At 60.3% G+C, this 25,145-nt stretch carries 30 protein-coding genes; 13 read left to right on the top strand and 17 right to left on the bottom strand.

The annotated features are described in order from the left end of the window. Window positions 1-59: 59 nt before the first annotated feature. Both M0814_RS09885 and M0814_RS09880 read right to left on the bottom strand, forming a co-directional pair. On the bottom strand, window positions 60-1,286 hold the full coding sequence (locus M0814_RS09885) for a winged helix-turn-helix domain-containing protein (protein ID WP_103483828.1): 1,227 nt from the start codon (window positions 1,284-1,286) through the stop codon (window positions 60-62). A gap of 64 nt (window positions 1,287-1,350) precedes the next feature. Next, on the bottom strand, window positions 1,351-1,566 hold the full coding sequence (locus M0814_RS09880; RefSeq protein WP_003226778.1) for a DUF1127 domain-containing protein: 216 nt from the start codon (window positions 1,564-1,566) through the stop codon (window positions 1,351-1,353). A 97-nt stretch (window positions 1,567-1,663) separates the two neighbouring features. Between M0814_RS09880 and M0814_RS09875 the strand changes: the two genes are divergently transcribed. After that, window positions 1,664-2,518, top strand: a complete 855-nt coding sequence (locus M0814_RS09875; RefSeq protein WP_025113145.1) for a LysR substrate-binding domain-containing protein — start codon at window positions 1,664-1,666, stop codon at window positions 2,516-2,518. Here M0814_RS09875 and M0814_RS09870 read toward each other — a convergent pair. Then, window positions 2,508-3,257 carry a sulfite exporter TauE/SafE family protein gene (locus tag M0814_RS09870; RefSeq protein WP_177434687.1) on the bottom strand — a complete coding sequence of 250 codons (750 nt, stop codon included), beginning with the start codon at window positions 3,255-3,257 and terminating at the stop codon, window positions 2,508-2,510. The genes M0814_RS09875 and M0814_RS09870 overlap by 11 nt on opposite strands. Window positions 3,258-3,366: 109 nt before the next feature. On the opposite strand from M0814_RS09870, the gene M0814_RS09865 reads away from it, so the two are divergent. The 3 genes from M0814_RS09865 to M0814_RS09855 all read left to right on the top strand — a co-directional run bounded on the left by M0814_RS09865 (window position 3,367) and on the right by M0814_RS09855 (window position 5,628). Further along, window positions 3,367-4,323, top strand: a complete 957-nt coding sequence (locus M0814_RS09865; protein WP_103483830.1) for a LysR family transcriptional regulator — start codon at window positions 3,367-3,369, stop codon at window positions 4,321-4,323. A gap of 73 nt (window positions 4,324-4,396) precedes the next feature. Beyond that, window positions 4,397-4,861, top strand: a complete 465-nt coding sequence (locus M0814_RS09860; protein WP_103483831.1) for a MarR family transcriptional regulator — start codon at window positions 4,397-4,399, stop codon at window positions 4,859-4,861. A gap of 347 nt (window positions 4,862-5,208) precedes the next feature. Next, window positions 5,209-5,628: an organic hydroperoxide resistance protein gene (locus M0814_RS09855; protein WP_003226782.1), complete on the top strand. Its 420-nt coding sequence runs from the start codon at window positions 5,209-5,211 to the stop codon at window positions 5,626-5,628. 190 nt (window positions 5,629-5,818) lie between these two features. Here M0814_RS09855 and M0814_RS09850 read toward each other — a convergent pair whose 3' ends face one another. Together M0814_RS09850 and earP are read right to left on the bottom strand one after the other, a co-directional pair. Continuing rightward, complete coding sequence (locus M0814_RS09850; RefSeq protein ID WP_003226785.1) at window positions 5,819-6,388, bottom strand: elongation factor P; 570 nt, start codon at window positions 6,386-6,388, stop codon at window positions 5,819-5,821. A gap of 48 nt (window positions 6,389-6,436) precedes the next feature. Continuing rightward, window positions 6,437-7,579, bottom strand: a complete 1,143-nt coding sequence (earP, locus tag M0814_RS09845) for an elongation factor P maturation arginine rhamnosyltransferase EarP (RefSeq protein WP_103483833.1) — start codon at window positions 7,577-7,579, stop codon at window positions 6,437-6,439. A gap of 124 nt (window positions 7,580-7,703) precedes the next feature. Here earP and M0814_RS09840 point away from each other — a divergent pair, with 124 nt between their 5' ends. Further along, window positions 7,704-8,114, top strand: a complete 411-nt coding sequence (locus M0814_RS09840; protein ID WP_103483834.1) for a hypothetical protein — start codon at window positions 7,704-7,706, stop codon at window positions 8,112-8,114. Window positions 8,115-8,116: 2 nt separating this feature from the next. Continuing rightward, window positions 8,117-8,599: a GreA/GreB family elongation factor gene (locus M0814_RS09835; protein WP_003226791.1), complete on the top strand. Its 483-nt coding sequence runs from the start codon at window positions 8,117-8,119 to the stop codon at window positions 8,597-8,599. 9 nt (window positions 8,600-8,608) lie between these two features. Here the strand turns inward: M0814_RS09835 and cysB are convergent, their stop codons facing one another. The 5 genes from cysB to M0814_RS09810 form a co-directional block, all read right to left on the bottom strand. Then, window positions 8,609-9,583 (bottom strand): HTH-type transcriptional regulator CysB, encoded by a 975-nt coding sequence (cysB, locus tag M0814_RS09830; RefSeq protein WP_007908591.1) that lies wholly within the window; start codon window positions 9,581-9,583, stop codon window positions 8,609-8,611. A 113-nt stretch (window positions 9,584-9,696) separates the two neighbouring features. Further along, window positions 9,697-10,200 (bottom strand): universal stress protein, encoded by a 504-nt coding sequence (locus tag M0814_RS09825; protein WP_103483835.1) that lies wholly within the window; start codon window positions 10,198-10,200, stop codon window positions 9,697-9,699. A gap of 97 nt (window positions 10,201-10,297) precedes the next feature. Further along, window positions 10,298-11,203, bottom strand: a complete 906-nt coding sequence (locus tag M0814_RS09820; protein ID WP_103483836.1) for a 5'-nucleotidase — start codon at window positions 11,201-11,203, stop codon at window positions 10,298-10,300. Between the two features lie 29 nt (window positions 11,204-11,232). Continuing rightward, on the bottom strand, window positions 11,233-12,189 hold the full coding sequence (locus M0814_RS09815) for a putative 2-dehydropantoate 2-reductase (protein WP_103483837.1): 957 nt from the start codon (window positions 12,187-12,189) through the stop codon (window positions 11,233-11,235). After that, complete coding sequence (locus M0814_RS09810; protein ID WP_103483838.1) at window positions 12,190-12,576, bottom strand: thioredoxin family protein; 387 nt, start codon at window positions 12,574-12,576, stop codon at window positions 12,190-12,192. On the opposite strand from M0814_RS09810, the gene M0814_RS09805 reads away from it, so the two are divergent. Further along, window positions 12,575-13,018 (top strand): PilZ domain-containing protein, encoded by a 444-nt coding sequence (locus M0814_RS09805; RefSeq protein WP_003226800.1) that lies wholly within the window; start codon window positions 12,575-12,577, stop codon window positions 13,016-13,018. The two genes, M0814_RS09810 and M0814_RS09805, sit on opposite strands and share 2 nt — an antisense overlap. 129 nt (window positions 13,019-13,147) lie before the next feature. Beyond that, a complete protein-coding gene (locus tag M0814_RS09800; RefSeq protein WP_003226802.1) occupies window positions 13,148-14,224 on the top strand; it encodes a 3-deoxy-7-phosphoheptulonate synthase in 1,077 nt (358 codons plus the stop codon). Window positions 14,225-14,284: 60 nt separating this feature from the next. Here the strand turns inward: M0814_RS09800 and M0814_RS09795 are convergent, their stop codons facing one another. Further along, entirely contained in the window at window positions 14,285-14,566 is a 282-nt protein-coding gene (locus tag M0814_RS09795) for a GNAT family N-acetyltransferase (protein WP_003226804.1), read from the bottom strand. A gap of 635 nt (window positions 14,567-15,201) precedes the next feature. Here M0814_RS09795 and oprI point away from each other — a divergent pair. Then, the gene (gene oprI, locus M0814_RS09790; protein ID WP_003199355.1) at window positions 15,202-15,453 is read left to right on the top strand and encodes an outer membrane lipoprotei OprI; all 252 of its coding nucleotides are present in this window, start codon (window positions 15,202-15,204) and stop codon (window positions 15,451-15,453) included. A 123-nt stretch (window positions 15,454-15,576) separates the two neighbouring features. On the opposite strand, the gene M0814_RS09785 is transcribed toward oprI, so the two are convergent. The 3 genes from M0814_RS09785 to M0814_RS09775 all read right to left on the bottom strand — a co-directional run bounded on the left by M0814_RS09785 (window position 15,577) and on the right by M0814_RS09775 (window position 17,641). Beyond that, on the bottom strand, window positions 15,577-16,548 hold the full coding sequence (locus M0814_RS09785) for a L,D-transpeptidase family protein (RefSeq protein WP_003226806.1): 972 nt from the start codon (window positions 16,546-16,548) through the stop codon (window positions 15,577-15,579). Window positions 16,549-16,684: 136 nt separating this feature from the next. After that, window positions 16,685-16,978, bottom strand: coding sequence for a hypothetical protein (locus M0814_RS09780; protein ID WP_003226812.1), 294 nt, complete (start codon window positions 16,976-16,978; stop codon window positions 16,685-16,687). A gap of 57 nt (window positions 16,979-17,035) precedes the next feature. After that, entirely contained in the window at window positions 17,036-17,641 is a 606-nt protein-coding gene (locus M0814_RS09775) for an arylesterase (protein WP_003226814.1), read from the bottom strand. Window positions 17,642-17,651: 10 nt separating this feature from the next. On the opposite strand from M0814_RS09775, the gene M0814_RS09770 reads away from it, so the two are divergent. The 3 genes from M0814_RS09770 to greB are packed head-to-tail and all read left to right on the top strand — an operon-like array spanning window position 17,652 to window position 21,371. Continuing rightward, window positions 17,652-18,335, top strand: coding sequence for an ABC transporter ATP-binding protein (locus tag M0814_RS09770; RefSeq protein WP_103483839.1), 684 nt, complete (start codon window positions 17,652-17,654; stop codon window positions 18,333-18,335). Continuing rightward, a complete protein-coding gene (locus tag M0814_RS09765) occupies window positions 18,335-20,839 on the top strand; it encodes an ABC transporter permease (RefSeq protein WP_103483840.1) in 2,505 nt (834 codons plus the stop codon). The genes M0814_RS09770 and M0814_RS09765 overlap by 1 nt, the downstream gene beginning before the upstream one ends. A 34-nt stretch (window positions 20,840-20,873) precedes the next feature. Then, entirely contained in the window at window positions 20,874-21,371 is a 498-nt protein-coding gene (gene greB, locus M0814_RS09760) for a transcription elongation factor GreB (protein WP_007964774.1), read from the top strand. Window positions 21,372-21,376: 5 nt separating this feature from the next. Here greB and M0814_RS09755 read toward each other — a convergent pair whose 3' ends face one another. From M0814_RS09755 to M0814_RS09745, 3 genes are all read right to left on the bottom strand, one after another. Further along, on the bottom strand, window positions 21,377-21,685 hold the full coding sequence (locus M0814_RS09755; protein WP_103483841.1) for a hypothetical protein: 309 nt from the start codon (window positions 21,683-21,685) through the stop codon (window positions 21,377-21,379). A gap of 248 nt (window positions 21,686-21,933) precedes the next feature. After that, complete coding sequence (locus tag M0814_RS09750; RefSeq protein WP_003226822.1) at window positions 21,934-22,368, bottom strand: DoxX family protein; 435 nt, start codon at window positions 22,366-22,368, stop codon at window positions 21,934-21,936. A gap of 106 nt (window positions 22,369-22,474) precedes the next feature. Next, window positions 22,475-23,896: a transglycosylase SLT domain-containing protein gene (locus M0814_RS09745; protein WP_103483842.1), complete on the bottom strand. Its 1,422-nt coding sequence runs from the start codon at window positions 23,894-23,896 to the stop codon at window positions 22,475-22,477. Window positions 23,897-24,135: 239 nt separating this feature from the next. On the opposite strand from M0814_RS09745, the gene M0814_RS09740 reads away from it, so the two are divergent. After that, complete coding sequence (locus M0814_RS09740; protein ID WP_103483843.1) at window positions 24,136-24,942, top strand: TatD family hydrolase; 807 nt, start codon at window positions 24,136-24,138, stop codon at window positions 24,940-24,942. Window positions 24,943-25,145 lie beyond the last annotated feature (203 nt).

Here is a 25,145-nt window from a genome sequence, read left to right as displayed (position 1 = left end):
TGGATTTGTGAACGACGCAGAACCAATGTGGGAGCGGGCCTGCTCGCGAAGGGGCCAGCTCAGTCACTACAGATTTCAATCAATGCCACCCGCAATCGCCCTGCACTCTCGCGCTGACAATTAAGCTGCACCCGCGCAAGCCCCAGCCAATCGGCCATCTGCCGCAAATTCAGCGCCAGCGCCAACATCCCCTGATCATCCAGCCCCGGCTCTTCCTCGTGCACCGCATGCACCGCCAACCGCCCCGACGCCCGCTCGGCGCGCAGATCGACCCGCGCAGCAATCCGCTCGTTGTGCAGGAACGGCAGCACGTAATAGCCATAGACCCGTTTGTCCTGCGGCGTATAAATTTCCAGCCGATAGCGGAAATCAAACAGTCGCTCGGTACGACTGCGCTCCCAGATCAGCGAATCGAACGGCGACAACAGCGCACTGGCGACGACTTTACGCGGGACTTTCGGCTGCGGCAGACAGTAGGCGATCTGTCGCCAGCCGGCGACTTCGCAGGTCTGCAACTGCCCGTCCTCGACCAGCTCCGCCAGACGCGGTCGCGCATCGGCCGGGTTCAAACGGAAGTAATCCCGCAGATCCTTTTCCGTGCCGACGCCGAGTGCCTGGGCCGCGTGCAGCAGAAGACCACGCTGGCCCTCGGCTTCATCCGGCAACGGCTGCTGCAGAATCGGCGCAGGGATGACCCGCTCCGGCAAATCATACAAACGCTCAAAACCGCGGCGCCCGGCCACGGTCACTTCGCCGGCGGCGAACAACCATTCCAGCGCATGCTTCTCCGCGCTCCAGTCCCACCACTGACCGGCCTTGTCCTCGCGGGTCGAAAGGCTGCCCGCGCCCAACGCGCCCTGCGCTTCGACCGACGCCATAACCCGACGAATCGTGTCTTGCTGCTCGCGTCCGAACTTCGCCAGTTGTTGATAGATGTCCTCGCCACGTTTCGCGCGCTGCATCCGCCACCCCAGCAACGGATACATCGCCAGCGGTAGCAACGATGCTTCGTGGCCCCAGTATTCGAACAGCGTGCGACGGCGACCCGAACTCCAGGCGGCCTGGTCGAGCAGAGTGGATGGATATGAACCCAAACGAGAAAACAGCGGCAAGTAGTGCGAGCGCACCACCGCGTTGACGGAGTCGATCTGCAACAGACCCAGCCGTTCAATCAGCCGGTTGACATGCGGCGCCTTGACGGTCAGCGGCTGGCGCCCGTTGAACCCTTGGGCAGCCAGCGCCAGACGTCGCGCCTGTTTGAGGGAAAAGGCCAGAGTCGCGGGCATGAACATCTCCTTGTCTGCTCGCAACCTACCTCAGTCAAAAGGGGTTTGTGTAGCGATACCCTCATCATTTATGCATCGGATCGTCCCAGAACGGCCGGATGGCCTCGTGTTCAACGTCAGCCCGGCTGACCCCGATGTCCTTCAACGCTTCATCACTCAAACTGGCGAGCAACTCACGTTCACGGTGCAATTCGTACCAGCGGCTAAACTTGTGCAGCAGATCCGAGATCAGGTGCACCGGCACTCTTTCATCACTGACATAGACTTTTTGACCTTTCATCGTGTTGCCCTCCATGTGGGATGACTAAAGTCTCGCCCCGGAGCTAAGATCAATCCAACGAATGTTTCTGATGCCATGCATCTCGGAGATTGATGAATTGTCGGCCTATCCCAGTATCGATACCGATGTTCTGCGCACCTTCGTCGCAATCGCCGACCAGGGCGGTTTCACCCGCGCTGGCGAGATGGTCAACCGTACGCAATCGGCCGTGAGCATGCAGATGAAGCGTCTGGAAGAAGACGTTCTGCAACGCCAGCTGTTCGAGCGCGATGGCCGCCAGGTACGCCTGACCGCCGAAGGCCAGGTGCTGCTCGGCTATGCGCGGCGTATCCTGAAATTGCACAGCGAAGTGTTCAACACTTTGCGCGAGCCACACATGGTCGGCACCGTGCGCATCGGTACGCCGGACGACTATGTGATGCGGTTTCTGCCGGGAATACTGTCGCGGTTCGCCCAGTTCTATCCGCTGATTCAGATCGAAGTGCACTGCGAGTCCAGCAAACAGCTGTTGCAGCGCACCGATCTGGATTTGTCGATCGTCACCCGCGAGCCGGGCAACGAGATCGGCCAGTTGCTGCGCAAGGAGCGATTCGTCTGGGCCGAAGCGCAAAACTTCAGCGCCCACGAGCAGACGCCGCTGCCGTTGGCGATGTTCAACAGTGATTGTTTCTGCCGGTTGTGGGCGTGCAATGCGCTGGACGCGATGGGCCGCGACTACCGCATCGCCTACAACAGCACCAGCCTGTCGGCGCTGATGGCGGTGGTGAGCGCGGGTCTGGCGATCACCGCGCAACTGGAGAGCCTGATCACCCCGGACATGCGCATTCTCGGCGCCGCCGAGGACCTGCCATTGCTGCCCGAGGCCAGCATCATGCTGATCCGCAACCTGAACAATCCGTCGCCGATCACCGAATGCCTCGCCGAGCACATCGTCGAAGGCTTCAAACTTTAAAGGCGAGCATCACCGCACACAGCACCAGAAAACCGCAGAACAGCCCGCGCAAGAGCCTTTCCGGCATTGCGTGGGCGACTTTCACCCCCCAACTGATGCTGGCCAGACCGCCGATGGCCAGCGGCAGACCGATCATCCAGTCCACTTCGTGATGCACCGCGTAGGTCACCAGCGTCACGCCGGTGCTCGGCAATGCGAGCGCCAGCGACAGGCCTTGGGCAACCACTTGCGTGGTGCCGAACAGACTGGTCAGCACGGGCGTCGCCACCACGGCCCCGCCAACGCCGAACAAGCCACCCATGGTCCCCGACGCTGCGCCGAGCACACCCAGCCATGGCCATGAGTAACGCATCTCGGAGCTCACCGCGTTTTTTTTGCCGAACATCTTCAGCAGGTTGTACGCCGAGAGCACCACAAGGAACGCGACAAAGCCGATGCGCATGGTTTGCGCATCGATGCCCACCGCCCAGATCGAGCCGATCCACGCAAAGCAGAAGCCCATGACCGCCAGCGGCAGCGCATGGCGCAGTTCGATGCGATTGCGCTGGTGATAGCGCCACAGCGCCAGCATCACGTTCGGCACCACCATCACCAGCGCCGTGCCTTGGGCGATCTGTTGATCCAGGCCGAACCACACACCCAGCAGCGGAATGGCGATCAAACCACCGCCGATGCCAAAAATCCCGCCCAGTGTGCCCAGGGCCGCGCCAAACAGCAGGTACAACAAAAACTCGATCACAGCGATTTCCTCATCCGTCAGGCGATTCATCCTACGCAGTACAGGCTGGCGGGGAAACGCACAGCAACGCACAATGGCTATGCCAAATTCGCACAAGTATTGAATTCTCATGAATCCCAATCAGTTGACCGATCAGCTCGGGTTATTTCTCGATGTTCTGGAAAGCGGCAGTTTTTCCGCGGTTTCCCGTCGTCATCCGCTGACGCCTTCCGCCATTGCGCGGCGCATCGATAGCCTGGAAAGCGCCGTCGGCAGTCAGTTGTTCATCCGCAGCACCCATGCTGTGCGGGCAACCCCGGCCGGGCTGGCGTTTGCCGAGCGGGCGCGACGTATCGTCAGCGAACTGCAACTGGCCCGTGCCGAAGCGGTGTCGTTGAGCAGTGCGCCGGAAGGCTTGATCCGCATTGATGCCCCCGCTGCGTTCGGTCGCCGCCATCTCGCGCCGGTCATCGCCGACTTTCTGGTGCTGTACCCGGGGCTGGATGTGCAGTTGCACCTGATCGACAGCTTCATCGACATGCACGGCTCGAATCTGGGCAAAGTTGATCTGGTGCTGCGCGCCGGGCAAATGGCCGATACGCGGCTGGTCGCCACCCCGCTGGCGAGCATGGTGCGCATCGCCTGCGCCAGCCCCGACTACCTCAAACGCCGTGGCGCGCCGAGCCATCCTGCGCAGTTGAGTGAACACGACGGACTGGATTGGGAAGGCCTCGCCCCGCCCTTCGCCTGGCGCTTCGAGCTGGACGGGCAAATGCAACTGCATCGCCCCTCACGAATCCGCATGAGCGCCAACAATGCCGAAGCCCTGGTGTGCGGCGCACTGGCCGGGCTGGGCATCGCGCATTTGCCGACCTGGCTGGCCAGTGAGTACCTGCTGCGCGGAGAGTTGCTGCCGCTGTTCTGCGAGACCGGCCTGCCACAACCGGAAACCACCGGTATCTATGCGCTGCGCATGGAACAGCAAACCCACTCGCGCAGCCGTTTGCTTCTGGAATATCTCAAGACCCGTTTCAGCCCGGTGCCGCCGTGGGATCTGGCGCTACAGCGAGAGCTGGGCCGGCACTAGACTCTGGATAATTATCTGGCGCATTAAACATTCGGGCGCTAGATTCAAGCCCATCATCGAACAAGGCGTTGCCATGACCACCGAACGCGACACCCCCGACAACTGCGATCACCTGCTGCTGGATAACCAGGCCTGCTTCGCCCTGCACTCCACTTCGCTGATGATGACCAAGGTCTACAAGCCCCTGCTGCAAGCACTGGGTCTGACCTACCCGCAGTATCTGGCGATGATGGTGCTGTGGGAAAAGGACGGTTTGACCGTGGGAGAAATAAGCACGCGGTTGCTGACCGATCCAGGCTCGCTGACGCCGTTGCTCAAGCGTCTGGAAGGCGAAGGTCTGCTCAGTCGAACCCGCAGCCGTGAGGACGAACGGGTGGTGATCGTCGAACTGACCGCGCAGGGCCGCGCTCTTCGTGAGCAAGCCAAAAGCGTTCCGCAGTGCATCCTCGGCGCCAGTGGCTTTACCGTCGAGCGCCTGCAAAATTTGCAAGCAGAACTGCAAGTGCTGCGCAGTCATCTGCAAGACAGCCTGACCTGAGCCCACCTGACTTCCCCTTGTGGGAGCGAGCCCGCTCGCGAAAGCGTTCTTTCAGACCACACCCCCCCTGACTGGCACACCGCTTTCGCGAGCAGGCTCGCTCCCACCAGAATCTCTTGCTGACCTGAAAATATTGATGCCGTGAAAATTATTTCTTTGGCTTTCATACTTCTTCGCCCGCTCTAAAACAGACCTTCCAGCCGGCCATGTCATCCTCCTTCACTACTGATCCAATTTTCTTCACAAATTTATCTTGCGCACTAAACATTAGCGAGCTACATTCACCTCGCACTTACTTAGCGCGCAAACAATTAGCGCAAAAAAACACACTCGACGAGGCTCACTCCATGCAAACTCTCTACACCGCAATCGCAACCTCCACTGGCGGCCGTGATGGTCGTGCGATCTCCAGCGACAACATCCTCGACGTCAAACTCGCTACCCCGAAAGAACTCGGCGGTGCCGGCGGTGCAGCGACCAATCCTGAGCAACTGTTCGCTGCCGGCTATTCGGCCTGCTTCATCGGCGCGCTGAAATTCGTCGCCAGCCAGACCAAACGCAAAATCCCCGACGACGCCTCGATCACCGCCCACGTCGGTATCGGCCAGATCCCTGGCGGTTTCGGTCTCGACATCGATCTGCACATCAGCCTGCCAGGCCTGGAGCAAGCGGATGCACAAAGCCTGGTCGAAGCGGCGCACCAGGTCTGCCCGTACTCCAACGCCACTCGCGGCAATGTTGAAGTGCGTCTGCACACCACCGTTTGAGAACAACGCCAAACCACTGTGGGAGCGGGCATGCTCGCGAACAGGCCCGGTCAGACAACCAGTTTGTTGAATGACACACCGCATTCGCGAGCAAGCCCGCTCCCACAGGGTTCAGCGGTAAACGTGGAATCGCAGGCACAAAAAAGCCCGACTCAATGGTCGGGCTTTTTCTTTCCGCGAAAAGCAGTGCTTATTTGGCACGGCCTTTGTAGGAACCGCCTTCGCGGGTATCGATCTCGATCATGTCGCCGATTTCGATGAAGTCAGCAACCGACAGCTCGGTACCGTTCTTCAGTTTGGCAGGCTTCATCACCTTGCCGGAAGTGTCACCGCGAGCGGAACCTTCGGTGTAGTCAACCTGACGCACGATGGTGGTCGGCAGCTCTACGGAAACCAGACGCTCTTCGAAGAACACGGCTTCGCAAACGTCGGTCATGCCTTCTTCAACGAAAGGCAGAACGCTTTCGATGTCTTCGGCGTTCAGCTCGTACATGGTGTAGTCAGTGGTGTCCATGAACGTGTAGGTGTCGCCGCTGATGAAGGACAGGGTCGCTTCTTTGCGGTCGAGGATCACGTCGTCCAGCTTGTCGTCCGCACCGTAAACGGTTTCGGTCTTGTAACCGGTCAGCAGGTTCTTCAGCTTGGTCTTCATGATCGCGCTGTTACGGCCCGACTTGGTGAATTCAGCTTTCTGAACCAGCCAAGGATCGTTGTCGATACGGATCACGGTACCGGGTTTGAGTTCTTTACCAGTTTTCATTGCGAATATCCGAATTTGGATGGGATTTACAAAAATCTAGGCCTCGTATCATATCCAATTTAGGTAAAACCTTACCAGCGCCGTGGCAAGATCCGCCTGCAAGCCTTGTTCCAGACACCATGCTTCGGCGTTGTCCTGCAATTGCGACCAGTGTTTACGGGCCTCCAGCCAGTGCTCGCCAATCGGTTGTGCGGCGCTCCAGGCCCGCCACAGACCGTTGATCGCCTCGGCAGCGGCCTGTGAAAGCCCTTTGGTGTAGAGCGCGAGAAAGGCGTCGAGCTTGTCGAGATGGATGTCTTCGTCCTGCTGATAGATGTGCCAGAGCATCGGTCGCCCGGCCCACTGTGCGCGGACGAACGAGTCTTCCCCACGCACCGCGTTGAAATCGCAGCACCACAGCAACTGATCGTATTGATCCTGACGGACGAACGGCAGCACCTGCACCGTCAGCGCCTGACGCACGTTCAAATCGCCGACGGCCAGCGAATCGACTCCGAGCCAGCGCGCGACATCACCGAGAATCCGCCCCTCCGGCACCAGCAAATGGGTCGGTGTGCTATCCGCCGCCAGCACATCCAGCCAACTGGCCAGCCCGGCATTTTCGTAGGCAAACAAGGAGATCAGCTGCGAATCCGCTGCGCGATCGACACCCAGGCCTTGCAGGAATTGTCGCTGTGCAGCGGCATCCTGCTGAAAATGCCGACGACGCTCAAGCAGACCGCGTTCACGCAGCAAGCCGCCGGTCCCCGGCTGAAATCCGGGAAAGAAAAAGAATTTCTGTACCGACTTGTACTTCACCGACTGCAAGCCATGACAACCGGTTACCCAGTCTTCGGCGCTGAGGTAATCGAGGTTCATCCACAGTGGCGGCCGTTGCCGCTCGGCCATGGCGTCCATGTACGCCGGTGGCAACTGACAGGCAAATGCGGCGATCACCACATCGGCGGCTTCCGTTTGCGGCCAGTCGCTCGGCCAGTGCCGCACCTCGACGCCCTGCTGCGATTGCTGGGCAAGGTTGATGTCGATCTCGGGGCAGATACGTTCGAAGGCGCGCAGGTCATCGACCCACAGACGCACCGCCAGCGCATGCTCGGCCACCAGTTGGCGGGCGAGACGCCAGGTCACACCGATGTCGCCATAGTTGTCGACCACGGTGCAAAAAATATCCCAGCGGGTTTTCGGTACCGACATGCAAGACTCCCGTTGGCAAAAGGGCTGATTGTCCGCATAAATGACCTCGCGCAGAAGAGCCGACGGCGATTAATCTTCGTGCGACAATCGCGACTTGCCCGTAATCATCCGCCAGGAGGCAGCCATGCCCTATCGCCCCACCCCGCGTCGTCCCTTGCCTGTTCAGCTTAGCGCGCTGCGACTGACCGGCAGCATTGCCCTGGGCATGTGGCTGGGCTTTCTGGCCATCGCCCTGACCTGCTGGTTGCTTTCACGCTTTGTGTTCACCGAGCAACTGGCGCCTGTCGCTCAGGCCGTGCAGCAACTGGCCAAGCCCCCGGCGGCCGTCCAGGTACAACCGGACATTCCGCCACAGAGTCCGCTGTTCGAGCAGTACGAAGAGAACCTGCGCAAGAACGAACAGCAGAATCGCCTGGATCAGGCACGCAGCAGCAGTCGCAACCAGTCAAATCCGAAATGCCAGTTCTGGCTGCAACAGGACCAGACCGCGCCGAGCGAGAAGAGCCGCGCCAACGTTTTGCAATTCTGCGATTGATCATGAACAAGCACACCGTCCACCAACTGATCCTCGACAAACTGCGCGTCGACCTCGACATCGCCGAGCGCGCCGCGCAGACCGCTTACGAAACCGCGACTCACGAAGAGAACATCGCCGAGAACAAGTACGACACCCTCGGACTTGAGGCATCCTATCTGGCAGCAGGTCAGGCGAAACGCGTCGAGGAAATCCGCCAGTCACTGGCGCTGTGCCAGAATCTGACACTGCGCGCCTATGACGAAAATCGCGGCATCGAGATCGGCGCCCTGCTCGGCCTGGAGGACGAAAAGGGTCGCGAGCAATGGCTGTTTCTGGCGCCGGATGCGGCGGGCCTGAAAGTCGATGTGGTGGGTCAGCCGATTACCGTCATCACCCCGCGCTCGCCGCTGGGCAAAAGCCTGCTGGGCAAGTTCGAGGGCGATGAGGTGGAGATTCTGGTGGCGGGCACCCGGCAACAGTTCGCTGTCACCGAGGTGCTGTGAGGCAGGGACTCAGTGGACTGGCAGTTCGACGCCGTCGAACAGCTCTTCCAGTTCCTGCTTGTTGTGGCACTGGATGGCTTTGGCCATCACTTCGCGGGTCAGGTGCGGGGCGAACTTCTCGATGAAGTCGCACATGAAACCACGCAGGAAAGTACCGCGACGGAAACCGATCTTGGTAATGCTCGACTCGAACAGTTCGCTGGCATCCAGCACCACCAGGTCGTTATCGAGTTTGGTGTCGACCGCCATCTTGGCGACGATGCCCACACCCAGACCCAGACGCACGTAGGTTTTGATCACGTCGGCATCGGCGGCGGTGAACACCACTTTCGGCGTCAGGCCGCGATGGCTGAAGGCTTCGTCGAGTTTCGAACGGCCAGTGAAACCGAACACGTATGTCACGATCGGGTATTCGGCCAGCGCTTCAAGGGTCAGCTTCGGCAGCTTGGTCAGCGGGTGGCCCTGCGGCACGACCACGCAACGGTTCCAGCGATAGCACGGCATCATCACCAGGTCGCCGAACAATTCCAGCGCTTCGGTGGCGATGGCGAAATCGACGGTGCCGTCAGCGGCCATCTCGGCGATCTGCATCGGCGAACCCTGATGCATGTGCAGCGCCACGTCCGGGTATTGCTTGATGAAATTGCTGATCACCGGCGGCAATGCATAACGCGCCTGGGTGTGGGTGGTGGCGATCGACAGGGTGCCTTTCTTCTCGTTGGAGAACTCCTGGGCAATCTGCTTGATGCTTTCGACCTTGCGCAGGATTTCCCCTGCGGTGGTGATGATGCGTTCGCCGGCCGGGGTGACGCGGGTCAAGTGCTTGCCGCTGCGGGCAAACACTTCAACGCCGAGTTCGTCTTCCAGCAGGCGGATTTGTTTACTGATACCCGGTTGCGAGGTGTAAAGGCTTTGGGCTGTAGCGGAAACGTTGAGGTCGTGGTGCGCCACTTCCCAGATGTAGCGCAATTGTTGAAGCTTCATATGTATCCCTCAAAGCAGGTAGACGCCACGGGCATCAGCGACGGTATATAACTATATTAATGGTTTGATGAATAAATCTAGAACTTTTTTATCAAAACGCCATTATTCCCGCTTCAGCGATCCTCCCGACGCCGGCGCTCCACCAACGGCACCAGATAAACCGGCACCTTGGCCAATTGCAGAACCCGGGTCGCCGTACGCCCCAAAGGCGTTTCCGCCCCGACACCGTGACTGTGAGTGCCTACGATCAGCAAATCCACAGAGAGTTTCTCCACCTGGTCAAGAATCACCTGCGACGGATCGCCCTGCAGTACCCGTACCGCACGGATCCGCTGCAGATCCTGTTCGCCGTCCTCCCCCAATTCTTCGCGAAAACTGTCCAGCACCCGTTGTTCGATACTGGCGATGACTGTTTTCAGACCCTGACTGTGAAATTCGTTCAATGCCTGTTCGTCGAGATAGCTCTGCAACACCGATTCGGCGAACAGTCCCATGGGTTCCACTGCATGCACCACATACAAGTCGGCATTGAATGTCCGCGCCAGTGCCAGGGCATGCTGCATCACTAAAGGTGCGTACAGACCGAGGTCAGTGGCATACAGCATCGAACGAATCATATGACCTCCTCGCGTGCCAACATGGCGGAGATTGATTCAGCTTAGCAGTGCCTTGGCGAGTACGACGTGCGACGCAACGTCTTGAAGCACAGGGGCTTTAGATCGATGGTTCGTTGCTGATGCCGTGCGGTACGTGACCGGTGGCGACCACTTCGCGGGCGGCCTCGCAGTGGCCGGCCTGATCGTCGAAAAACACATCGGCAGCGAAGGCTTCGAGAAACGCCGATTTGGTCAGCCCGCCAAGGAACAGCGACTCGTCGAGGCGGATGTCCCACTCGCGCAATGTACGAATCACCCGCTCATGCGCCGGTGCCGAACGCGCGGTGACCAGCGCCGTGCGGATCGGGCAGTCGTCCTCGGGGAACTCGCGTTGCAGCGCATTGAGCGCCGCCAGAAAACCTTTGAACGGCCCACCGCGTAACGGCTCGCGCGCAGACTCACGTTCCTTGGCCTGAAACGCCAGCAGCCCGCCGGACTGATATACGCGTTCGGACTCATCGGAGAACAGCACCGCGTCGCCGTCGAAGGCGATGCGCAGTTCGTCACTGGCGGCACGACTGGCGCCACCGGAGAGAATCGTCGCGGCGGCAAAACCGGCGTCCAGCGCAGCGCGCACGTCCTCGGCATGCGTCGACAGGAACAAGTCACAGCCAAAAGCCTTGAGGTAGGGATACGGACTGCGCCCACCGACGAATGCCGCCCGCGAGATATCCAGTCCATAGTGGTGAATCGAATTGAAGGCGCGCAGGCCGGTGTCGGCGCTGTTGCGCGAAACCAGAATCACCTCGACCCGGGCGCGGTCGAGGCGACTGTTGAGGCTGAGGAGTTTTTCCACCAGAGGAAAGGCATCACCGGGCGCGAGGATCTCGTCTTCGTGTTCGATCTGATATTGCCGATAGGCTTCGACGCCGCTCGCCAGGTAGACCTTGTGACTCTCGCTCAGGTCGAACAGGGCACGAGACGAAATCGCCAGCACCAGTTTGTCATCGATGTTCTTGGCCATGCCTTCCCCCACTCCCCCAGAAAACCGACTCAGGTGTTGCGTCGGTCGATGAAACTCAACGTGCGATACAGCGCCTCGATCCGCGGCAATTCGAACCCCACGGCTTTGGCCGCAGCCAGTGGCCGGGCATAAATCGCCTCCAGTTCCAGCGGCCGCTTGTGCAGGAAATCGTGGTACATGCTCGGCCAGTAGTCGGGCATTTTCTCGGTCATCATGAACAGGTACTCGGCGTAACCGGGCGGCATGTCGTGACCACAGGCCTTGGCGCCCTGCACCACTTCGGCCATCAACGCCTGAATCAGCGCGCGACTGTCCGCGTCGGCCATCAGCGGCGTGGTGCCGGCACCGAGCAGCACCGAGAGACCGTTATAGGGAATATTCCAGACCAGTTTCTGCCAGCGTGCCTGTTGCAGATTGGGCATCGCCTGCGAATCGATACCGGCCGCGCGGAACAGACTGGCGCCCTCCTCGACCAGCGCCATGCGCGCCGCGTCGCCTGCCGCCGGGCCACTGTGATAGCCGATGTTCACCGCCCCCAGTGCCTGATGGGTGATGTGCCCCGGCCCTTCGCGATGCACGCAGATCAGACACAGGCCACCGAGCAGATGCAGGGAATCGGGCAGCAACTCGCGCAGGCTGTCTTCGACGTCCAGACCGTTTTGCAGCACCAGCACTTTCGCGCCGGGCCTGGCCGCAGCAATGATCGCCGGGGCCAGACCGGCACTGCTGGTGGTCTTGGCGCCGACCAGCAACCAGTCGCAGGCCGGCATGTCCTCGGCCTTGGCATAGGCTTGCACCGGGTTCAACGTCAGCGTGCCATGCACGGCACTGTCCACCTGCAAACCACGTTCGGCCACTGCGGCGAATTCACTGCGCAGTAAAAAGTGCACATCGAAACCGGCCCGCGCCAGCATCAAACCGTAGAACCCGCCAATTGCACCGGTGCCGATAATCCCGATCACCGGTTTGCTGTCTGCTCCCACCATCTATGGCAACTCCTCTGCAATTCGAACCAGTGCCTGCGCCACTGCTGCGTTCAGCCCATCGGCGGTCAGGCGCGTGTGCAATGCCCCAAAGAACTCGCCGTCGCGCACCACAAACAGCGCCGGCAAATGAAAGACCTGATAACGCTCCACCAATCCGCCGTTGTTGCCAGCATCGATCCAGCACAGGCGATCAACCGCCAGCTCGAACCCGGGCAAAACCTCTCTGGCATAGCGGCAGCTGGAACAGCCGACACTGGTGAAAATCACCAGCGAAACGCCGCTCATCGCCAGCAACCGCTGGTCAGCGTCGAAATCGGTCAGCTCGGATTCGACCACTATACTGGGGGAAACAATGTCAAATGGCCGACACAGGGAGTCTGTGCTCATGGGACGTTTCATTCCTCATCCGGACGAAGTGCCGGTTGAATTAACCTTGCTCAAGCCCGAGTGTATTTCCAGGCAACAGCTGCACACTATCAGCCTCGGCGGGATCGCTTGCAATTATCACCGCGCGTGGCGCCACGGTACCGCGCTGCAAGTGCGCATGCCGACACTCAATGCCGAGATCTGTTATCCGGGCTATGTCGCGTGGTGTCTGCGGCGCAAGAAGGGCTATCTGGTGGGGATCGCATTCACCGATGAGCAGACGCTGTTCAGCGCCCGAATGGGCGAACAGGTGTGCCAGATCGAGCGTTATTGCCGCATGAACGAGGCCCACGACGATCTGCAGGATATCCAGGCGCTGGCCCTGCAATGGGTCGAACAACACGCCGACGAGTTCTCCCACGATAGCGTGCGCAAGGCTTTTGCCCAGCCAGTGCTGGATTAAAGCGGCGCTTGCCCATTGTCGAGCCGCGTCTGACGCGCTAAGGTTCGGCTCCCCGACGCGCTTAAATCTGCTGTGCTCCGCCGCGCGGGGATCGCTGGCGGCCGGCACCCGTGACCTGACGAGTAAACGATGGCTGATTTACCGATCAACGACCTAAACGTCGCCTCTAACGAGACCCTGATCACTCCCGATCAGCTCAAGCGTGATATCCCTCTGAGCGATGCTGCGCTGCGCACCGTCACCAAGGGCCGCGAAGTCATTCGCAACATTCTTGATGGCACCGACCACCGTCTGTTCGTAGTGATCGGCCCGTGCTCGATCCACGATATCAAGGCTGCCCACGAATACGCCGATCGCCTCAAGGTGCTGGCGGAGGAAGTCTCCGACACCCTGTATCTGGTCATGCGCGTGTATTTCGAGAAGCCACGGACCACCGTCGGCTGGAAAGGCCTGATCAACGATCCGTACCTGGATGACTCGTTCAAGATTCAGGACGGCCTGCACATCGGTCGCCAGTTGCTGCTGGACCTGGCCGAGAAAGGCCTGCCGACCGCCACCGAAGCCCTCGACCCGATCTCCCCGCAGTACCTGCAGGACCTGATCAGCTGGTCGGCCATCGGCGCGCGTACCACCGAATCCCAGACACACCGTGAGATGGCTTCCGGCCTGTCCTCGGCTGTCGGCTTCAAGAACGGCACTGATGGCGGCCTGACCGTGGCGATCAATGCCCTGCAGTCGGTTTCCAGCCCGCACCGCTTCCTGGGGATCAACCAGGAAGGTGGCGTGTCGATCGTCACCACCAAGGGCAACGCCTACGGTCACGTGGTGCTGCGTGGCGGCAACGGCAAGCCGAACTACGACTCGGTCAGCGTCGCCCTGTGCGAGCAGGCGCTGAACAAGGCGAAGATCAAGCCGAACATCATGGTCGATTGCAGCCACGCCAACTCCAACAAGGACCCGGCCCTGCAACCGCTGGTGATGGAGAACGTCGCCAACCAGATCCTCGAAGGCAACCAGTCGATCATCGGCCTGATGGTCGAGAGTCACCTGAACTGGGGCTGCCAGGCGATCCCGAAAGACCTCGCCGACCTGCAATACGGCGTGTCGATCACCGATGCCTGCATCGACTGGTCCGCCACCGAGAACACCCTGCGCAGCATGCACGCCAAGCTCAAGGATGTTCTGCCGAAACGTCAGCGCAGCTGATCAGCGTTTCACAGGCATAAAAAAACGCCGGGCATTGCCCGGCGTTTTTGTGTGTGCGATTCAGATCTTGGCGGCGCGACGCTGATGACGTTCCATGTAGCGCTCGACGTAGGAGCACGACGGGATCACCGTGTAGCCCATTTCTTCGGCGTACTGCAGCGCACTTTCAGTCAGCGCGGCGGCGATGCCTCGACCGCGCAGGGCGTTGGGCACGAAGGTGCGATAGATATCCAGGGTCTGTTTCCCCAGATCCATATAGGTCAGGTAGGCACGATGACCGTCCACATTGGTCTCGAACTGATGACCAGCCTGGTCATGGTGGATGGACAACGCCTCGCTCATCACTACTCCTCGCGGGTCTTGAATTCTGACCCCTACCTTACCGATGTTTTTCCGGCGAAGGAACATCTACGCCACCCCGTGCCTGATGGACACCGAGAAAAACCACACCGATCTCGCGCAACCGAGCACGTGATAAATAGTAGGCACCATTGGCGAAAATGCTCAAGGTGCGCTCGTCATCGTGCTCGTTGACCGGGTGACTCCGATGGACGCAGCGGCGGGCGCGGGGAAGATCTTCCCGAAGCGCTCGCCGGAACATTGCCGAATGTCGAGACTTAAGACGCAGCCTCTTCTTTAAAGTCACCTCAAGAGCGACAAAGATATGTGAGGCATCATGCAAAATCGGAACAAAAGTGTAGACGAATTCATCTAGGCAGACTTGGTGCAAGACGCAGAAACAGCACCGGGCCAAGGGAACTTTTTCTCATTAACACGCTCAAGCCGGGGCTTGCAGCTGGATATTTTTTATACAGCCCAGTTAAAAGTTGCTCGAAAAAGAATCAGCGCCTACAATTTTTTTTGCTTCTTGCGTTAGGTCAGTTTACTTACTACAAGTAATGGGTAGTATGTACGCCGGCTATTTCCTCAATCGGAGGAGAAAGCCACTTAATTGAAAGTCCTTGAAGGGGAACACGATGAACAACGTTCTGAAATTCTCTGCTCTGGCTCTGGCCGCAGTTCTGGCTACCGGTTGCAGCAGCGCATCGAAAGAAACCGAAGCACGTCTGACCGCTACTGAAGACGCAGCTGCTCGCTCCCAGGCTCGTGCAGACGAAGCTTACCGTAAAGCTGATGAAGCTCTGGCTGCTGCTCAAAAAGCACAACAGACTGCTGACGAAGCTAACGAGCGTGCTCTGCGCATGCTGGACAAAGCTAGCCGCAAGTAATAATCCCTCGGGATTGTTATCAAGCCGACCCATTTTTTGGGTCGGCTTTTTTATGGCCGGTACTTTTGTCCGGGCAATAAAAAACCCGCCGACGCTTCACGCATCGGCGGGTCTGGATCGAACTTACTGCTGCAGGTCGATCGGTGTGCTCGAAACCATCGGCGCTGCCGCACCCGGCGTACCGATTTCGGTAGGCAAGCCGTCTTCAGCCGCGACTACATCGCGCACCACATCCCAATTCACCCGCACGTTATTGGCAATATCCTCACGCTTGAGCATCGCATTGATGACCGCTGTGTGCTTGTCGACCACCGACGGGTTGCCCTTGTCATCGATCGGCGTGTGCGCTTCCAGATACACCTTGCCGCCACTGCGACCGAACTTGTACGCGTCGTTGAGAATGCGCACCGAGGTACCGACCGGCACCATTGCAGCCATTTCCAGCACGTTGTTGTTGAACATGCGGAAGCAACCGTGGCTGGTGCGCATGCCGATGCCGAACTTCTTGTTCGAACCGTGGATCAGGTAACCCGGCGTGCCAAGACTGAACTTGAACGGACCCAGCGGGTTGTCAGGACCGGCCGGCACCACGTTCGGCAGCGGATCACCATCAGCAGCGTGTTCGGCCTTGATCGACGCTGGAGGCGTCCAGGTCGGGTTCGGTGTCTTCGCGGTGATGGTGGTATGCGCGATCGGCGACCCCCAACCTTCACGCCCGATCCCCAGCGGGAAGGTGTACACCACGTTCCGGCCTTTCGGGTAGTAGTAGAGGCGGTACTCGGCGAGGTTGATCACGATGCCTTCACGCGGACCCGGCGGCAGAATGAAGCGGGTCGGCAGGACGATTTCGGTACCGGCGCCCGGCAGCCAGGCGTCAACGCCCGGGTTGGCCGCGACCATTTCCGAATAACCCAGATCGTAGGTGGTGCCCAGGTCAGCGAAGGTATCTTCGTACTTGGCCTTGATCACCTGCACCTGGCCGATGATGTCCTCACCGGGTGGTGGCAGGGGAAACTCCAATGCAGCAACGGGACCGGCCACACACAGGGCGGCAAGTGACAGGCAGCGGGTGACGGCAGGAAAGCGCGGCAACATCCGGAAAATCCTTCGCATGATCAACAAGGGTATAAGAGCGCGATTGTACACCGCACCTCGATAATTCGGGGAGATGCGCCGATGGGCAGCCAGAAGTCTTCATTTAGGAGCTGCCGCAGGCTGCGATCTTTTGATCCTAAAGCTCGAAACGCAACTCAGGCCAGATCGGCGACGTCCCGCGCTTCTGCGACTCAAGGATCGCGCGGCATAACGAACACAGGCGCTGATCCTGAAACACCCGACGATCCACACTCGACCAGCGCGGTTGTGCGGGCAGCAGACTGCCACACAACGTGCGGTCTGCCGAGCCACCGAGTTCCAGTTGACGGGTCACCAGATGCACCCGTACTTCCTGGCAGGCGAACAGATCCAGCTGTTCGTCAGGCTCGATCAGTTGGTAGGCAAACAGGGACCAGGCAGGACGCGGCATCGGGGGCTCCAAATAAGGGGGCGCCACATTAGCCGAAAGCCTGCCACTAGAAAAGCCTCATAACAGCGGTTTTAGCGTCGGCCAGACATTTTCCAGCAACTTGCCCTGAGCCCCGGCTGCCGGGTGCAGACCATCGGCTTGCATCAGATCGGGATGCCCGCCCACGCCGTCGAGGAAAAACGGTACCAGCGGGATCTTTTTATCGTCCGCAACTTTGCCATAGACCTCGGCGAAGGCATCGGTGTAACGCTTGCCGTAGTTGGGCGGTAATTGCATGCCCAGCAGCAGCACCTTGGCGCCGCTCTGACGCGAGCTGTCGATCATCGCCGCAAGGTTTTGTTGCAATTGCGTTGGCGGCATTCCGCGCAGGCCATCATTGCCCCCAAGCTCGAGGATCACCAGTGCCGGCTTGTGCTCTGCAAGCAGCGCCGGCAGGCGTGCCTGGCCTCCGGCACTGGTGTCGCCGCTGATGGAGGCATTGACCACTTTGTCGTCAAAACCCTCCTGCTTGAGCCGTTGCTCAAGCAGCGATACCCACCCCAGGCGGGTATCCAGTCCGAAACCGGCGCTGATACTATCGCCAACGATCAGGACAGTACCCGCCGCTGCGTTCTGGGCCATGCACATCAAGGCCAGGCCAGCACTCAAAAACCAAACACGCATCGGATTCTCCATGGGCGCAAGCATTCTCACCGCGAAGAACCTCAGCAAAGTGGTTCCCAGCGCGGAAGGTGAACTGACTATCCTGCACGAACTCAGCCTGGAACTGAACAAGGGCGACAGCCTGGCCATCGTCGGCGCGTCCGGTTCCGGCAAATCCACCCTGCTCGGCCTGCTCGCCGGCCTGGACCTGCCAAGCAGCGGCGAAGTCATCCTCGCCGGGCAATCCCTGGGCAACCTCGACGAAGACCAGCGCGCGCGCATCCGTGCCGAACACGTGGGGTTCGTCTTTCAGTCATTCCAGTTGCTCGACAGCCTCAACGCGCTGGAAAACGTCATGCTGCCGCTGGAACTCGATGGCCGCAAAGACGCCCGTGAGCGCGCTACTGAACTGCTGCAACGGGTCGGCCTCGGCCAGCGCCTGACGCACTCGCCGCGCCAGCTGTCCGGTGGCGAACAACAGCGCGTGGCGATTGCCCGGGCCTTCGCTGCCGAGCCGGACGTGCTGTTCGCCGACGAACCCACCGGCAACCTCGACAGCCACACCGGCGAGCGCATCAGCGATTTGCTCTTTGAATTGAACAAGGAGCGCGGCACCACCCTGGTGCTGGTGACCCACGACGAACGCCTGGCCCATCGCTGCCGGCGTCTGATCCGACTTGAAGCCGGGCTGCTGGTCGCCCCTCTGGAGCCTTGATGGCACGTCTGCCGCTGTTGCGTCTGTTCAGTCTCGCGCTACGTCAACTCATGCGCGATGCCCGCGCCGGGGAATTGCGAGTGTTGTTTTTCGCGCTGGTGGTGGCGGTCGCGGCGAGTACCGCCATCGGCTACTTCGGCGCCCGCCTCAACGGCGCAATGATGCTGCGCGCCACCGAGTTCCTTGGCGCCGACCTGGTGCTTGAGGGCAGCTCGCCGGCCCGCGACGAACAGATCCGCAGCGGCACCGAGCTGCGCTTGAATCATGCGCAGGTGGTGGAATTTTCCAGCGTAATCGCCACTGACAACGGTATTCAGTTATCGAGCATCAAAGCCGTCGACCGCGCCTACCCACTGCGCGGCGAACTGAAAAGCGCCCCGGCCCCGTTTGCCGCTGAAACCTCGGGCGGCGAGCCGCAACCCGGTGAAGCCTGGGTCGAGGCACGTCTGCTGACTGCGCTGGATCTGAAGATCGGCGACAGCATCGACGTCGGCATGAAAACCCTGAAGCTGACCCGCGTGCTGACCTACGAACCGGATCGCGCCGGCAACTTCTACAGCCTCACGCCTCGGGTGATGATCAACCTCGACGACCTCGCGGCCACCGGCGTGGTGCAGCCCGGTAGCCGCGTGAGCTACCGCGAGTTGTGGCGCGGTCAACCGCAGGCGCTGGAGACCTACCGGCAATTGATCAAACCGGGGTTGGCGGCCAACCAGCGAATCGAAGATGCGCGCGACGGCAATCGGCAGATTGGCGGTGCACTGGGCAAGGCCGAGCGTTATCTGAACATGGCCAGTCTGGTCGCGGTGTTGCTGGCCGGCGTGGCCGTAGCGTTATCGGCCAACCGCTTCGCCAGCCGCCGCTTCGATGCCAGTGCGCTGTTGCGCTGCCTCGGGCTGTCGCGCCGGGAAACGATGGCGCTGTTCAGTATTCAGCTGACCGTGCTGGGCCTGTTCGCCGCCCTCAGCGGTGCCGTGCTCGGCTGGCTGGCGCAACTGGGACTGTTCGCTCTGTTGCATGATCTGCTACCCGCCGATGTGCCACCGGGCGGCCTGTTTCCGGCGCTCGCCGGGATCGGCACCGGGCTGGTGGCACTGGCCGGTTTCGCCCTGCCACCGCTTGCCGCGCTGGGCCGGGTGCCACCGCTGCGCGTATTGCGTCGCGACATGCTGCCGATTCCGTCGAGCACCTGGATGGTTTATGGCGCAGCGCTGGGTGCGCTGGGCCTGATCATGTGGCGCCTGAGTCTGGATCTGTTGCTGACTTTCGCCCTGCTGGGCGGTGGTGTGGTCGCTGCGCTGCTATTGGGAGGCTTGCTGCTGTTGTTGCTCAACAGCCTGCGGCGGATGCTCGCCCGTGCGCCTCTGCCGTGGCGCCTCGGTCTGGGTCAGTTGCTGCGTCATCCGCTGGCCGCTGCCGGGCAAGCGCTGGCGTTCGGGTTGATCCTGCTGTCGATGGCGCTGATCGCTCTGCTGCGCGGTGAATTGCTCGACACCTGGCAAAACCAGTTGCCGAAAAACGCCCCCAACTACTTCGCCCTGAACATCCTGCCGGCTGACAAACAGGCCTTCACCGATCATTTGATCAAGGTGTCCGCACAAGCGGCGCCGCTGTATCCAGTGGTGCCGGGACGGCTGATCAGCATCAACGGCGAACCGGTGCAGCAGATCGTCAGCAAGGATTCGGCGGGTGATCGCGCGGTGCAACGTGACTTGAGCCTGACCTGGGCGGCTGACCTTCCGGCCGGCAACAAGCTCACCGCCGGTACCTGGTGGACCGAGCAACCCTCGGATGACGTGCCGGGCGTTTCAGTTGAAGGCAAAGTCGCCGAAAGCCTCAAGCTCAAACTCGGCGATCACATGGTGTTCAGCGTGGGCGGAGTCAATCGTGAAGCGAAAGTCACCAGCCTGCGCGAGATCAACTGGGACAACTTCCAGCCGAACTTCTTCATGATCTTCCAGCCCGGCACCCTGAAGGATCTGCCGGCAACCTACCTGACCAGTTTCTATCTGGCACCCGGTCACGATCAGCAGATTGTCGAGCTGTCGCGGGCATTTCCGGCAGTGACCATTCTTCAGGTCGAAGCCTTGCTGGAACAACTGCGCAGCATCCTCGCCCAGGTCACCCTGGCGGTGGAATACGTGTTGTTGTTTGTGTTGGCGGCGGGGATGGCCGTGCTGTTCTCCGGCTTGCAGGCAACCCTGGATGAACGCATTCGCCAAGGCGCGCTGTTACGTGCGCTGGGGGCGCAACGGCAGTTGCTGGTCAAGGCCCGGCGCATCGAGTTCGGCTTGCTCGGGGCGGTCAGCGGTTTGCTGGCAGCCATTGGTTCGGAGGTAGTGAGCCTGGTGCTGTATCGCTATGCGTTCGATCTGCCGTGGCATCCACATCCATGGTTGCTGGTGCTGCCATTGATCGGCGCCGTGCTGATTGGTGGGGCGGGTGTATTCGGCACACGCCGGGCGTTGAATGCGAGTCCGCTGACAGTCCTGCGCGAGGGTTGATAGACTCCTGTCTTCGTCACCACAAGAAGCTGCCATGAGCCGTTATCGCCCTCCCCGCACCGCCGGCACCGCGCTGATCACCCCTGAAGGTGAAGCGCGGATGCGCGCCGAATTCCATGAGCTGTGGCATGTGCGCCGCCCGCAGGTGACGCAAGCGGTCAGCGAGGCAGCGGCGCAGGGTGATCGCTCGGAAAACGCCGAGTACACCTATGGCAAGAAAATGCTGCGCGAGATCGACAGCCGCGTGCGTTTTCTCACCAAGCGGCTCGAAGCCTTGAAGGTCGTCAGCGAAAAACCCAGCGATCCGAACAAGGTCTACTTCGGTGCATGGGTGACCATCGAGGACGAAGACGGCAAGCAGTCGCGCTACCGCATCGTCGGCCCGGATGAGCTGGATCTGAAACTCGGCCTGATCAGCATCGACTCACCGCTGGCCCGCGCCTTGATCGGCAAGGCGCTGGACGCCGAAGTCCGGGTACAGACGCCAACCGGTGAGCAATTTGTCTATATCGTGGCGATCGACTATCCCTGAGCGTTTCAGCGGCGGGTGATCAAACCCTGCCGCGCGACGCGAACCAGTTGCTTGATCATTTCCGGGGCATCTTCCTGGGTCGGTGCCTGAATCACTGCCAGATCGAAACTGTCACTGGCAAAGCGCGCCAGCGATTCACCATCTTCGACAAACTGGATCAGGAACGCGGCAGGACCGCCGCTGCGACGTGGCCAGCCATCGAGATAACGCAACAGCGTCGGCTGGTGTTTGCCGCCAAGCAGGATTTTTGGGTTGCGCTGGGTGATATGAGCCGTGATCGGCGCGGGACGTGCTGGAGGGCGTAGTGCATTCATCGTGTCGTGTCTCTGCCTCAAAAGTCTGCATGGCAGGTGAGAGGCAACACCGAACCAGCGCTTTAGCGGTATTTCGAAGCCCTGTTCCGGCTTCTGACGGCAACTGTAGAAGTCACCTGGCGCCCCGCAAGTAGCTGTTTAAATCGGCGCATGAGCAACATCCTAGAGAACGTGACCGATGAGTGTCAAGAATCGGCCGCAACAAAAAAGGCCCGCACAATGCGGGCCTTTTGCTGGAGCCAGAGCGCTCAACCGGCGATGGCGCGATCCACCGACAGTTTGCCGGCGCCTTCGATCATCACCGCAAGACTGCCACCCAGCAGCGCCAGAGCAAATTCGTAACCGTTGTTGGCCATGAACAGACCGTTGCTGATGTGAACGGTGAAGATCGCCACCAGCGACAGGAAGGTCAGACCCAAGGCTGCCGGACGCACAAGCAGGCCGATGATCAGCGCCAGACCGGCAAAGAACTCGGTGCCGCCGGCCAGCGTGGCCATCAGGTAACCCGGGTGCAGACCGAGGCTGTCCATGTACTGCGCAGTCCCCGCCAGACCGTAACCACCAAACAGACCAAACAGCTTTTGCGAACCGTGGGCGGCGAAGATCACGCCAACAGCGATACGCAGAATGGTCAGGCCGTAACCGGCGCGGGTGAACAGTACCTTGTTGATCAGAGAGCTCATGTGGGTCATTCCTTTTGGAGAAGTGTGTGTTGGTTGGCCGCCATATTAATCAGATAATTTCATGTTAAAAGCGGAAATATTCCACCATACCAATCGATTTATTTGATTATTTGCGTGAGGCTACTTTCTGTCCCCGGGGCTCCAACGACTCCCGCTCCCGGTCGAACGCCAGGTAATACTTGTTCACGCTATTAACATAGCTGACCGGCCCCATGCCCACCTGCTCCATGGCGATGCGCTCGACCTGAAAGAACCACTGGTTCGGATTCAGCCCGCGCCGCCGTGCCTCGGCGCGCATGCCTTGCACACGCTCCGGGCCGATGTTGTAGGCCGCCAGGGTGAACGCCATGCGCTCACGCTCATTGAGTTTCGGACTGTTGAAAAACTTGCGACGGATCATCGCCAGGTACTTGGCCCCGGCCTGCACATTCGCATCAAGATTCTGGATGTTGTTCACCCCGACCCGCTGCGCGGCGGACGGGGTGATCTGCATCAGCCCGGTCGGCCCACTGCCGCTGCGGGCGCTGGGTTGCAGGGCCGATTCCTTGAAGGCCAGCGCCGCCAGATTCAGCCAGTCCATGCTTTGCGCGTCGGCGTGTTTTTGCAGGGTCGGGCGCAGTTTTTCCAGACGCTGACGATCAGCCTTGGCCAACGGATAGTGCACCTGGTAAAGGCGCCGATAGATCCGCAGAAACTCAGCATCCTCGTTCGCCGGTTTCTTGTAGCCGACCAGGAAGCGATCAATGCTTGCCCGCAGCATCGAGGCATCACGGCGCACAAACCAGTATTCCTCACCCGGCTCGCTGATCATCAATTGCCGATCGAAACGCAGCTTGGGCAGGATCTTGCCCCAGCGTTCGGCGATCGGTTGCTCGACGATGGTCAGATGAAAAATCCCGCCCTGCACCATCTCCAGCACGTCCTCGACCGCCAGGGTCGGATCGACCCATTCGATCTTGATCGGTGCCAGTTTGCGCAGCGCCAGTTTCTGATTGAGCTGACTGACCGCCTCCCCCGCCGCACTGCCGGTCGGCAAGGCCAGGGTCTTGCCGGAAAGCTGTTCGACCTTGGTGTAGCGACGCTCGCCCTTGATGCCGACCAGCACCAGCGGCACGTTGCTGGCGATCGGCTCGCTGCTGGCCACCGCGTGGCCGGGTTGCAGATCGAGCAGTTCGCCGGGCGCGACCAGATCACCTTCGCCGCGCTGCAACGCGCCGAGCAGTTGATCCTTGGCTTTGGGAATGATTTTTAGGGTGATTTCCTGGCCATCGCGGGCGTGGCCATTGAGGTATTGCTCGAAGGCGCGCAGGCGATGGTATTCGACACCGATGGCCTGGCCCTGGACTTCACCGGAGCTGTTGCGACTCTGGTTGACCAGCACGCGCAACACGCGACTACTGCGTATCTCCGACAGGTCGCGGACCTTGGCGGCCGGCACGGCTTGCAGTGGCCCGGGCAAGCGCGCAACCGCCGTTATCGGCAGCAGCAGCGACGCACACAACAGGAGCAAAACCGAGGGACGATGCATCCACTCTCCGGAAAGAATACGGGGGCGTTTTCTAACCGCTGAACGGTCGAAATCGCCGACGAAAACAGAGCGCCTGGAGCGCTGACAAAGTGCAAGAGACTGGCACGAGGATGGCATTTGCGCCAACCCAAGCAGTCTCGCGGCATCAAAAGACAGCTATAACTCGTTGTAGTTCTTGGCTTTTCTTATGAATCTACAGCTCTGGTATGCTTTCCGGCCTTCGGCCCGAGGTAGCAACCATGCAACTCATCGATATCGGCGTCAACCTGACCAACCCAAGTTTCGCCGAAAAACATCAGGCCGTGCTCGACCGCGCCTACGCTGCCGGGGTCTGCCAACTGGTGCTGACCGGCACCAGCGTCGAGGGCAGCGAACAGGCGCTGGAGCTGTGCCAGCAACTGGATCAAAGCGGCCAGCGACTGTTCGCCACCGCCGGCATTCACCCGCATTCGGCCAGTGACTGGAACGCTGACAGCGCGCGCCGTTTGCGCAGTCTGCTGCAAGAAGCAAACGTGGTCGCCGTGGGCGAATGCGGGCTGGATTTCAACCGGGATTTCTCGCCGCGTCCGCAGCAGGAAAAAGTCCTCGAAGAACATCTGGCGCTGGCCGCAGAACTGCAGTTACCGGTGTTCCTGCACGAGCGTGACGCCAGTCAGCGTCTGCTGGAAATCCTCAGGGACTTCCGCGATCAATTGCCCGCCGCCGTGGTGCACTGCTTTACCGGCGAGCAAAAAGCCTTGTTCAGTTACCTGGATCTGGACCTGCACATCGGCATCACCGGCTGGATCTGCGACGAGCGACGGGGCACGCACCTGCATCCGCTGGTCAAGGAGATCAAGCGCGGACGGCTGATGCTCGAAAGCGACGCGCCGTACCTGCTGCCCCGCACCTTGCGCCCAAAGCCGAAGAACGGGCGTAATGAACCGGCGTATCTGACCGAAGTGCTGCGCGAAGTGGCGCTGCATCGCGGCGAGACAGAGGAAGATCTGGCAGCACATACCACAGCGTGCGCCCGCGCATTCTTCAACCTGCCCACCCTGCCCTGATACACCTCAAATCCCATTGTGGGAGCGGGCTTGCTCGCGAAAGCAGTGTGTCAGGCAGAAATGAGCTGAATGACACACCGCATTCGCGAGCAAGCCCGCTCCCACAAAGGGGCTCAGCGTAGAACCTGTTGACCTGTATCAAGATCTTCAGACCTGCATAGCGGCACAATACTGGCACCTTGCCAAAACTGTTTCCGCTATCA

It is taken from the genome of Pseudomonas sp. MWU12-2020 (assembly GCF_023100605.1).
Classification (GTDB): Bacteria; Pseudomonadota; Gammaproteobacteria; order Pseudomonadales; family Pseudomonadaceae; genus Aquipseudomonas; species Aquipseudomonas fluorescens_H.
Note: the sequence above shows the minus strand (reverse complement) of the source record. Positions and strands in the feature narration are given on the sequence as shown.

Coding starts and splice junctions, on each gene's coding strand:
- greB (WP_007964774.1), top strand. CDS start 20,874: ATGAGCCGTTATCGCCCTCCCCGCACCGCCGGCACCGCGCTGATCACC.
- M0814_RS09865 (WP_103483830.1), top strand. CDS start 3,367: ATGAATCCCAATCAGTTGACCGATCAGCTCGGGTTATTTCTCGATGTT.
- M0814_RS09885 (WP_103483828.1), bottom strand. CDS start 1,286: ATGCCCGCGACTCTGGCCTTTTCCCTCAAACAGGCGCGACGTCTGGCG.
- M0814_RS09850 (WP_003226785.1), bottom strand. CDS start 6,388: ATGAAAACTGGTAAAGAACTCAAACCCGGTACCGTGATCCGTATCGAC.
- M0814_RS09880 (WP_003226778.1), bottom strand. CDS start 1,566: ATGAAAGGTCAAAAAGTCTATGTCAGTGATGAAAGAGTGCCGGTGCAC.
- M0814_RS09840 (WP_103483834.1), top strand. CDS start 7,704: ATGCCCTATCGCCCCACCCCGCGTCGTCCCTTGCCTGTTCAGCTTAGC.
- earP (WP_103483833.1), bottom strand. CDS start 7,579: ATGTCGGTACCGAAAACCCGCTGGGATATTTTTTGCACCGTGGTCGAC.
- cysB (WP_007908591.1), bottom strand. CDS start 9,583: ATGAAGCTTCAACAATTGCGCTACATCTGGGAAGTGGCGCACCACGAC.
- M0814_RS09750 (WP_003226822.1), bottom strand. CDS start 22,368: ATGAGCTCTCTGATCAACAAGGTACTGTTCACCCGCGCCGGTTACGGC.
- M0814_RS09825 (WP_103483835.1), bottom strand. CDS start 10,200: ATGATTCGTTCGATGCTGTATGCCACTGACCTCGGTCTGTACGCACCT.
- M0814_RS09745 (WP_103483842.1), bottom strand. CDS start 23,896: ATGCATCGTCCCTCGGTTTTGCTCCTGTTGTGTGCGTCGCTGCTGCTG.
- M0814_RS09755 (WP_103483841.1), bottom strand. CDS start 21,685: ATGAATGCACTACGCCCTCCAGCACGTCCCGCGCCGATCACGGCTCAT.
- M0814_RS09800 (WP_003226802.1), top strand. CDS start 13,148: ATGGCTGATTTACCGATCAACGACCTAAACGTCGCCTCTAACGAGACC.
- M0814_RS09780 (WP_003226812.1), bottom strand. CDS start 16,978: ATGCCGCGTCCTGCCTGGTCCCTGTTTGCCTACCAACTGATCGAGCCT.
- M0814_RS09835 (WP_003226791.1), top strand. CDS start 8,117: ATGAACAAGCACACCGTCCACCAACTGATCCTCGACAAACTGCGCGTC.
- M0814_RS09785 (WP_003226806.1), bottom strand. CDS start 16,548: ATGTTGCCGCGCTTTCCTGCCGTCACCCGCTGCCTGTCACTTGCCGCC.
- M0814_RS09775 (WP_003226814.1), bottom strand. CDS start 17,641: ATGCGTGTTTGGTTTTTGAGTGCTGGCCTGGCCTTGATGTGCATGGCC.
- M0814_RS09855 (WP_003226782.1), top strand. CDS start 5,209: ATGCAAACTCTCTACACCGCAATCGCAACCTCCACTGGCGGCCGTGAT.
- M0814_RS09810 (WP_103483838.1), bottom strand. CDS start 12,576: ATGAGCACAGACTCCCTGTGTCGGCCATTTGACATTGTTTCCCCCAGT.
- M0814_RS09820 (WP_103483836.1), bottom strand. CDS start 11,203: ATGGCCAAGAACATCGATGACAAACTGGTGCTGGCGATTTCGTCTCGT.
- M0814_RS09765 (WP_103483840.1), top strand. CDS start 18,335: ATGGCACGTCTGCCGCTGTTGCGTCTGTTCAGTCTCGCGCTACGTCAA.
- M0814_RS09795 (WP_003226804.1), bottom strand. CDS start 14,566: ATGAGCGAGGCGTTGTCCATCCACCATGACCAGGCTGGTCATCAGTTC.
- M0814_RS09805 (WP_003226800.1), top strand. CDS start 12,575: ATGGGACGTTTCATTCCTCATCCGGACGAAGTGCCGGTTGAATTAACC.
- oprI (WP_003199355.1), top strand. CDS start 15,202: ATGAACAACGTTCTGAAATTCTCTGCTCTGGCTCTGGCCGCAGTTCTG.
- M0814_RS09815 (WP_103483837.1), bottom strand. CDS start 12,189: ATGGTGGGAGCAGACAGCAAACCGGTGATCGGGATTATCGGCACCGGT.
- M0814_RS09740 (WP_103483843.1), top strand. CDS start 24,136: ATGCAACTCATCGATATCGGCGTCAACCTGACCAACCCAAGTTTCGCC.
- M0814_RS09860 (WP_103483831.1), top strand. CDS start 4,397: ATGACCACCGAACGCGACACCCCCGACAACTGCGATCACCTGCTGCTG.
- M0814_RS09770 (WP_103483839.1), top strand. CDS start 17,652: ATGGGCGCAAGCATTCTCACCGCGAAGAACCTCAGCAAAGTGGTTCCC.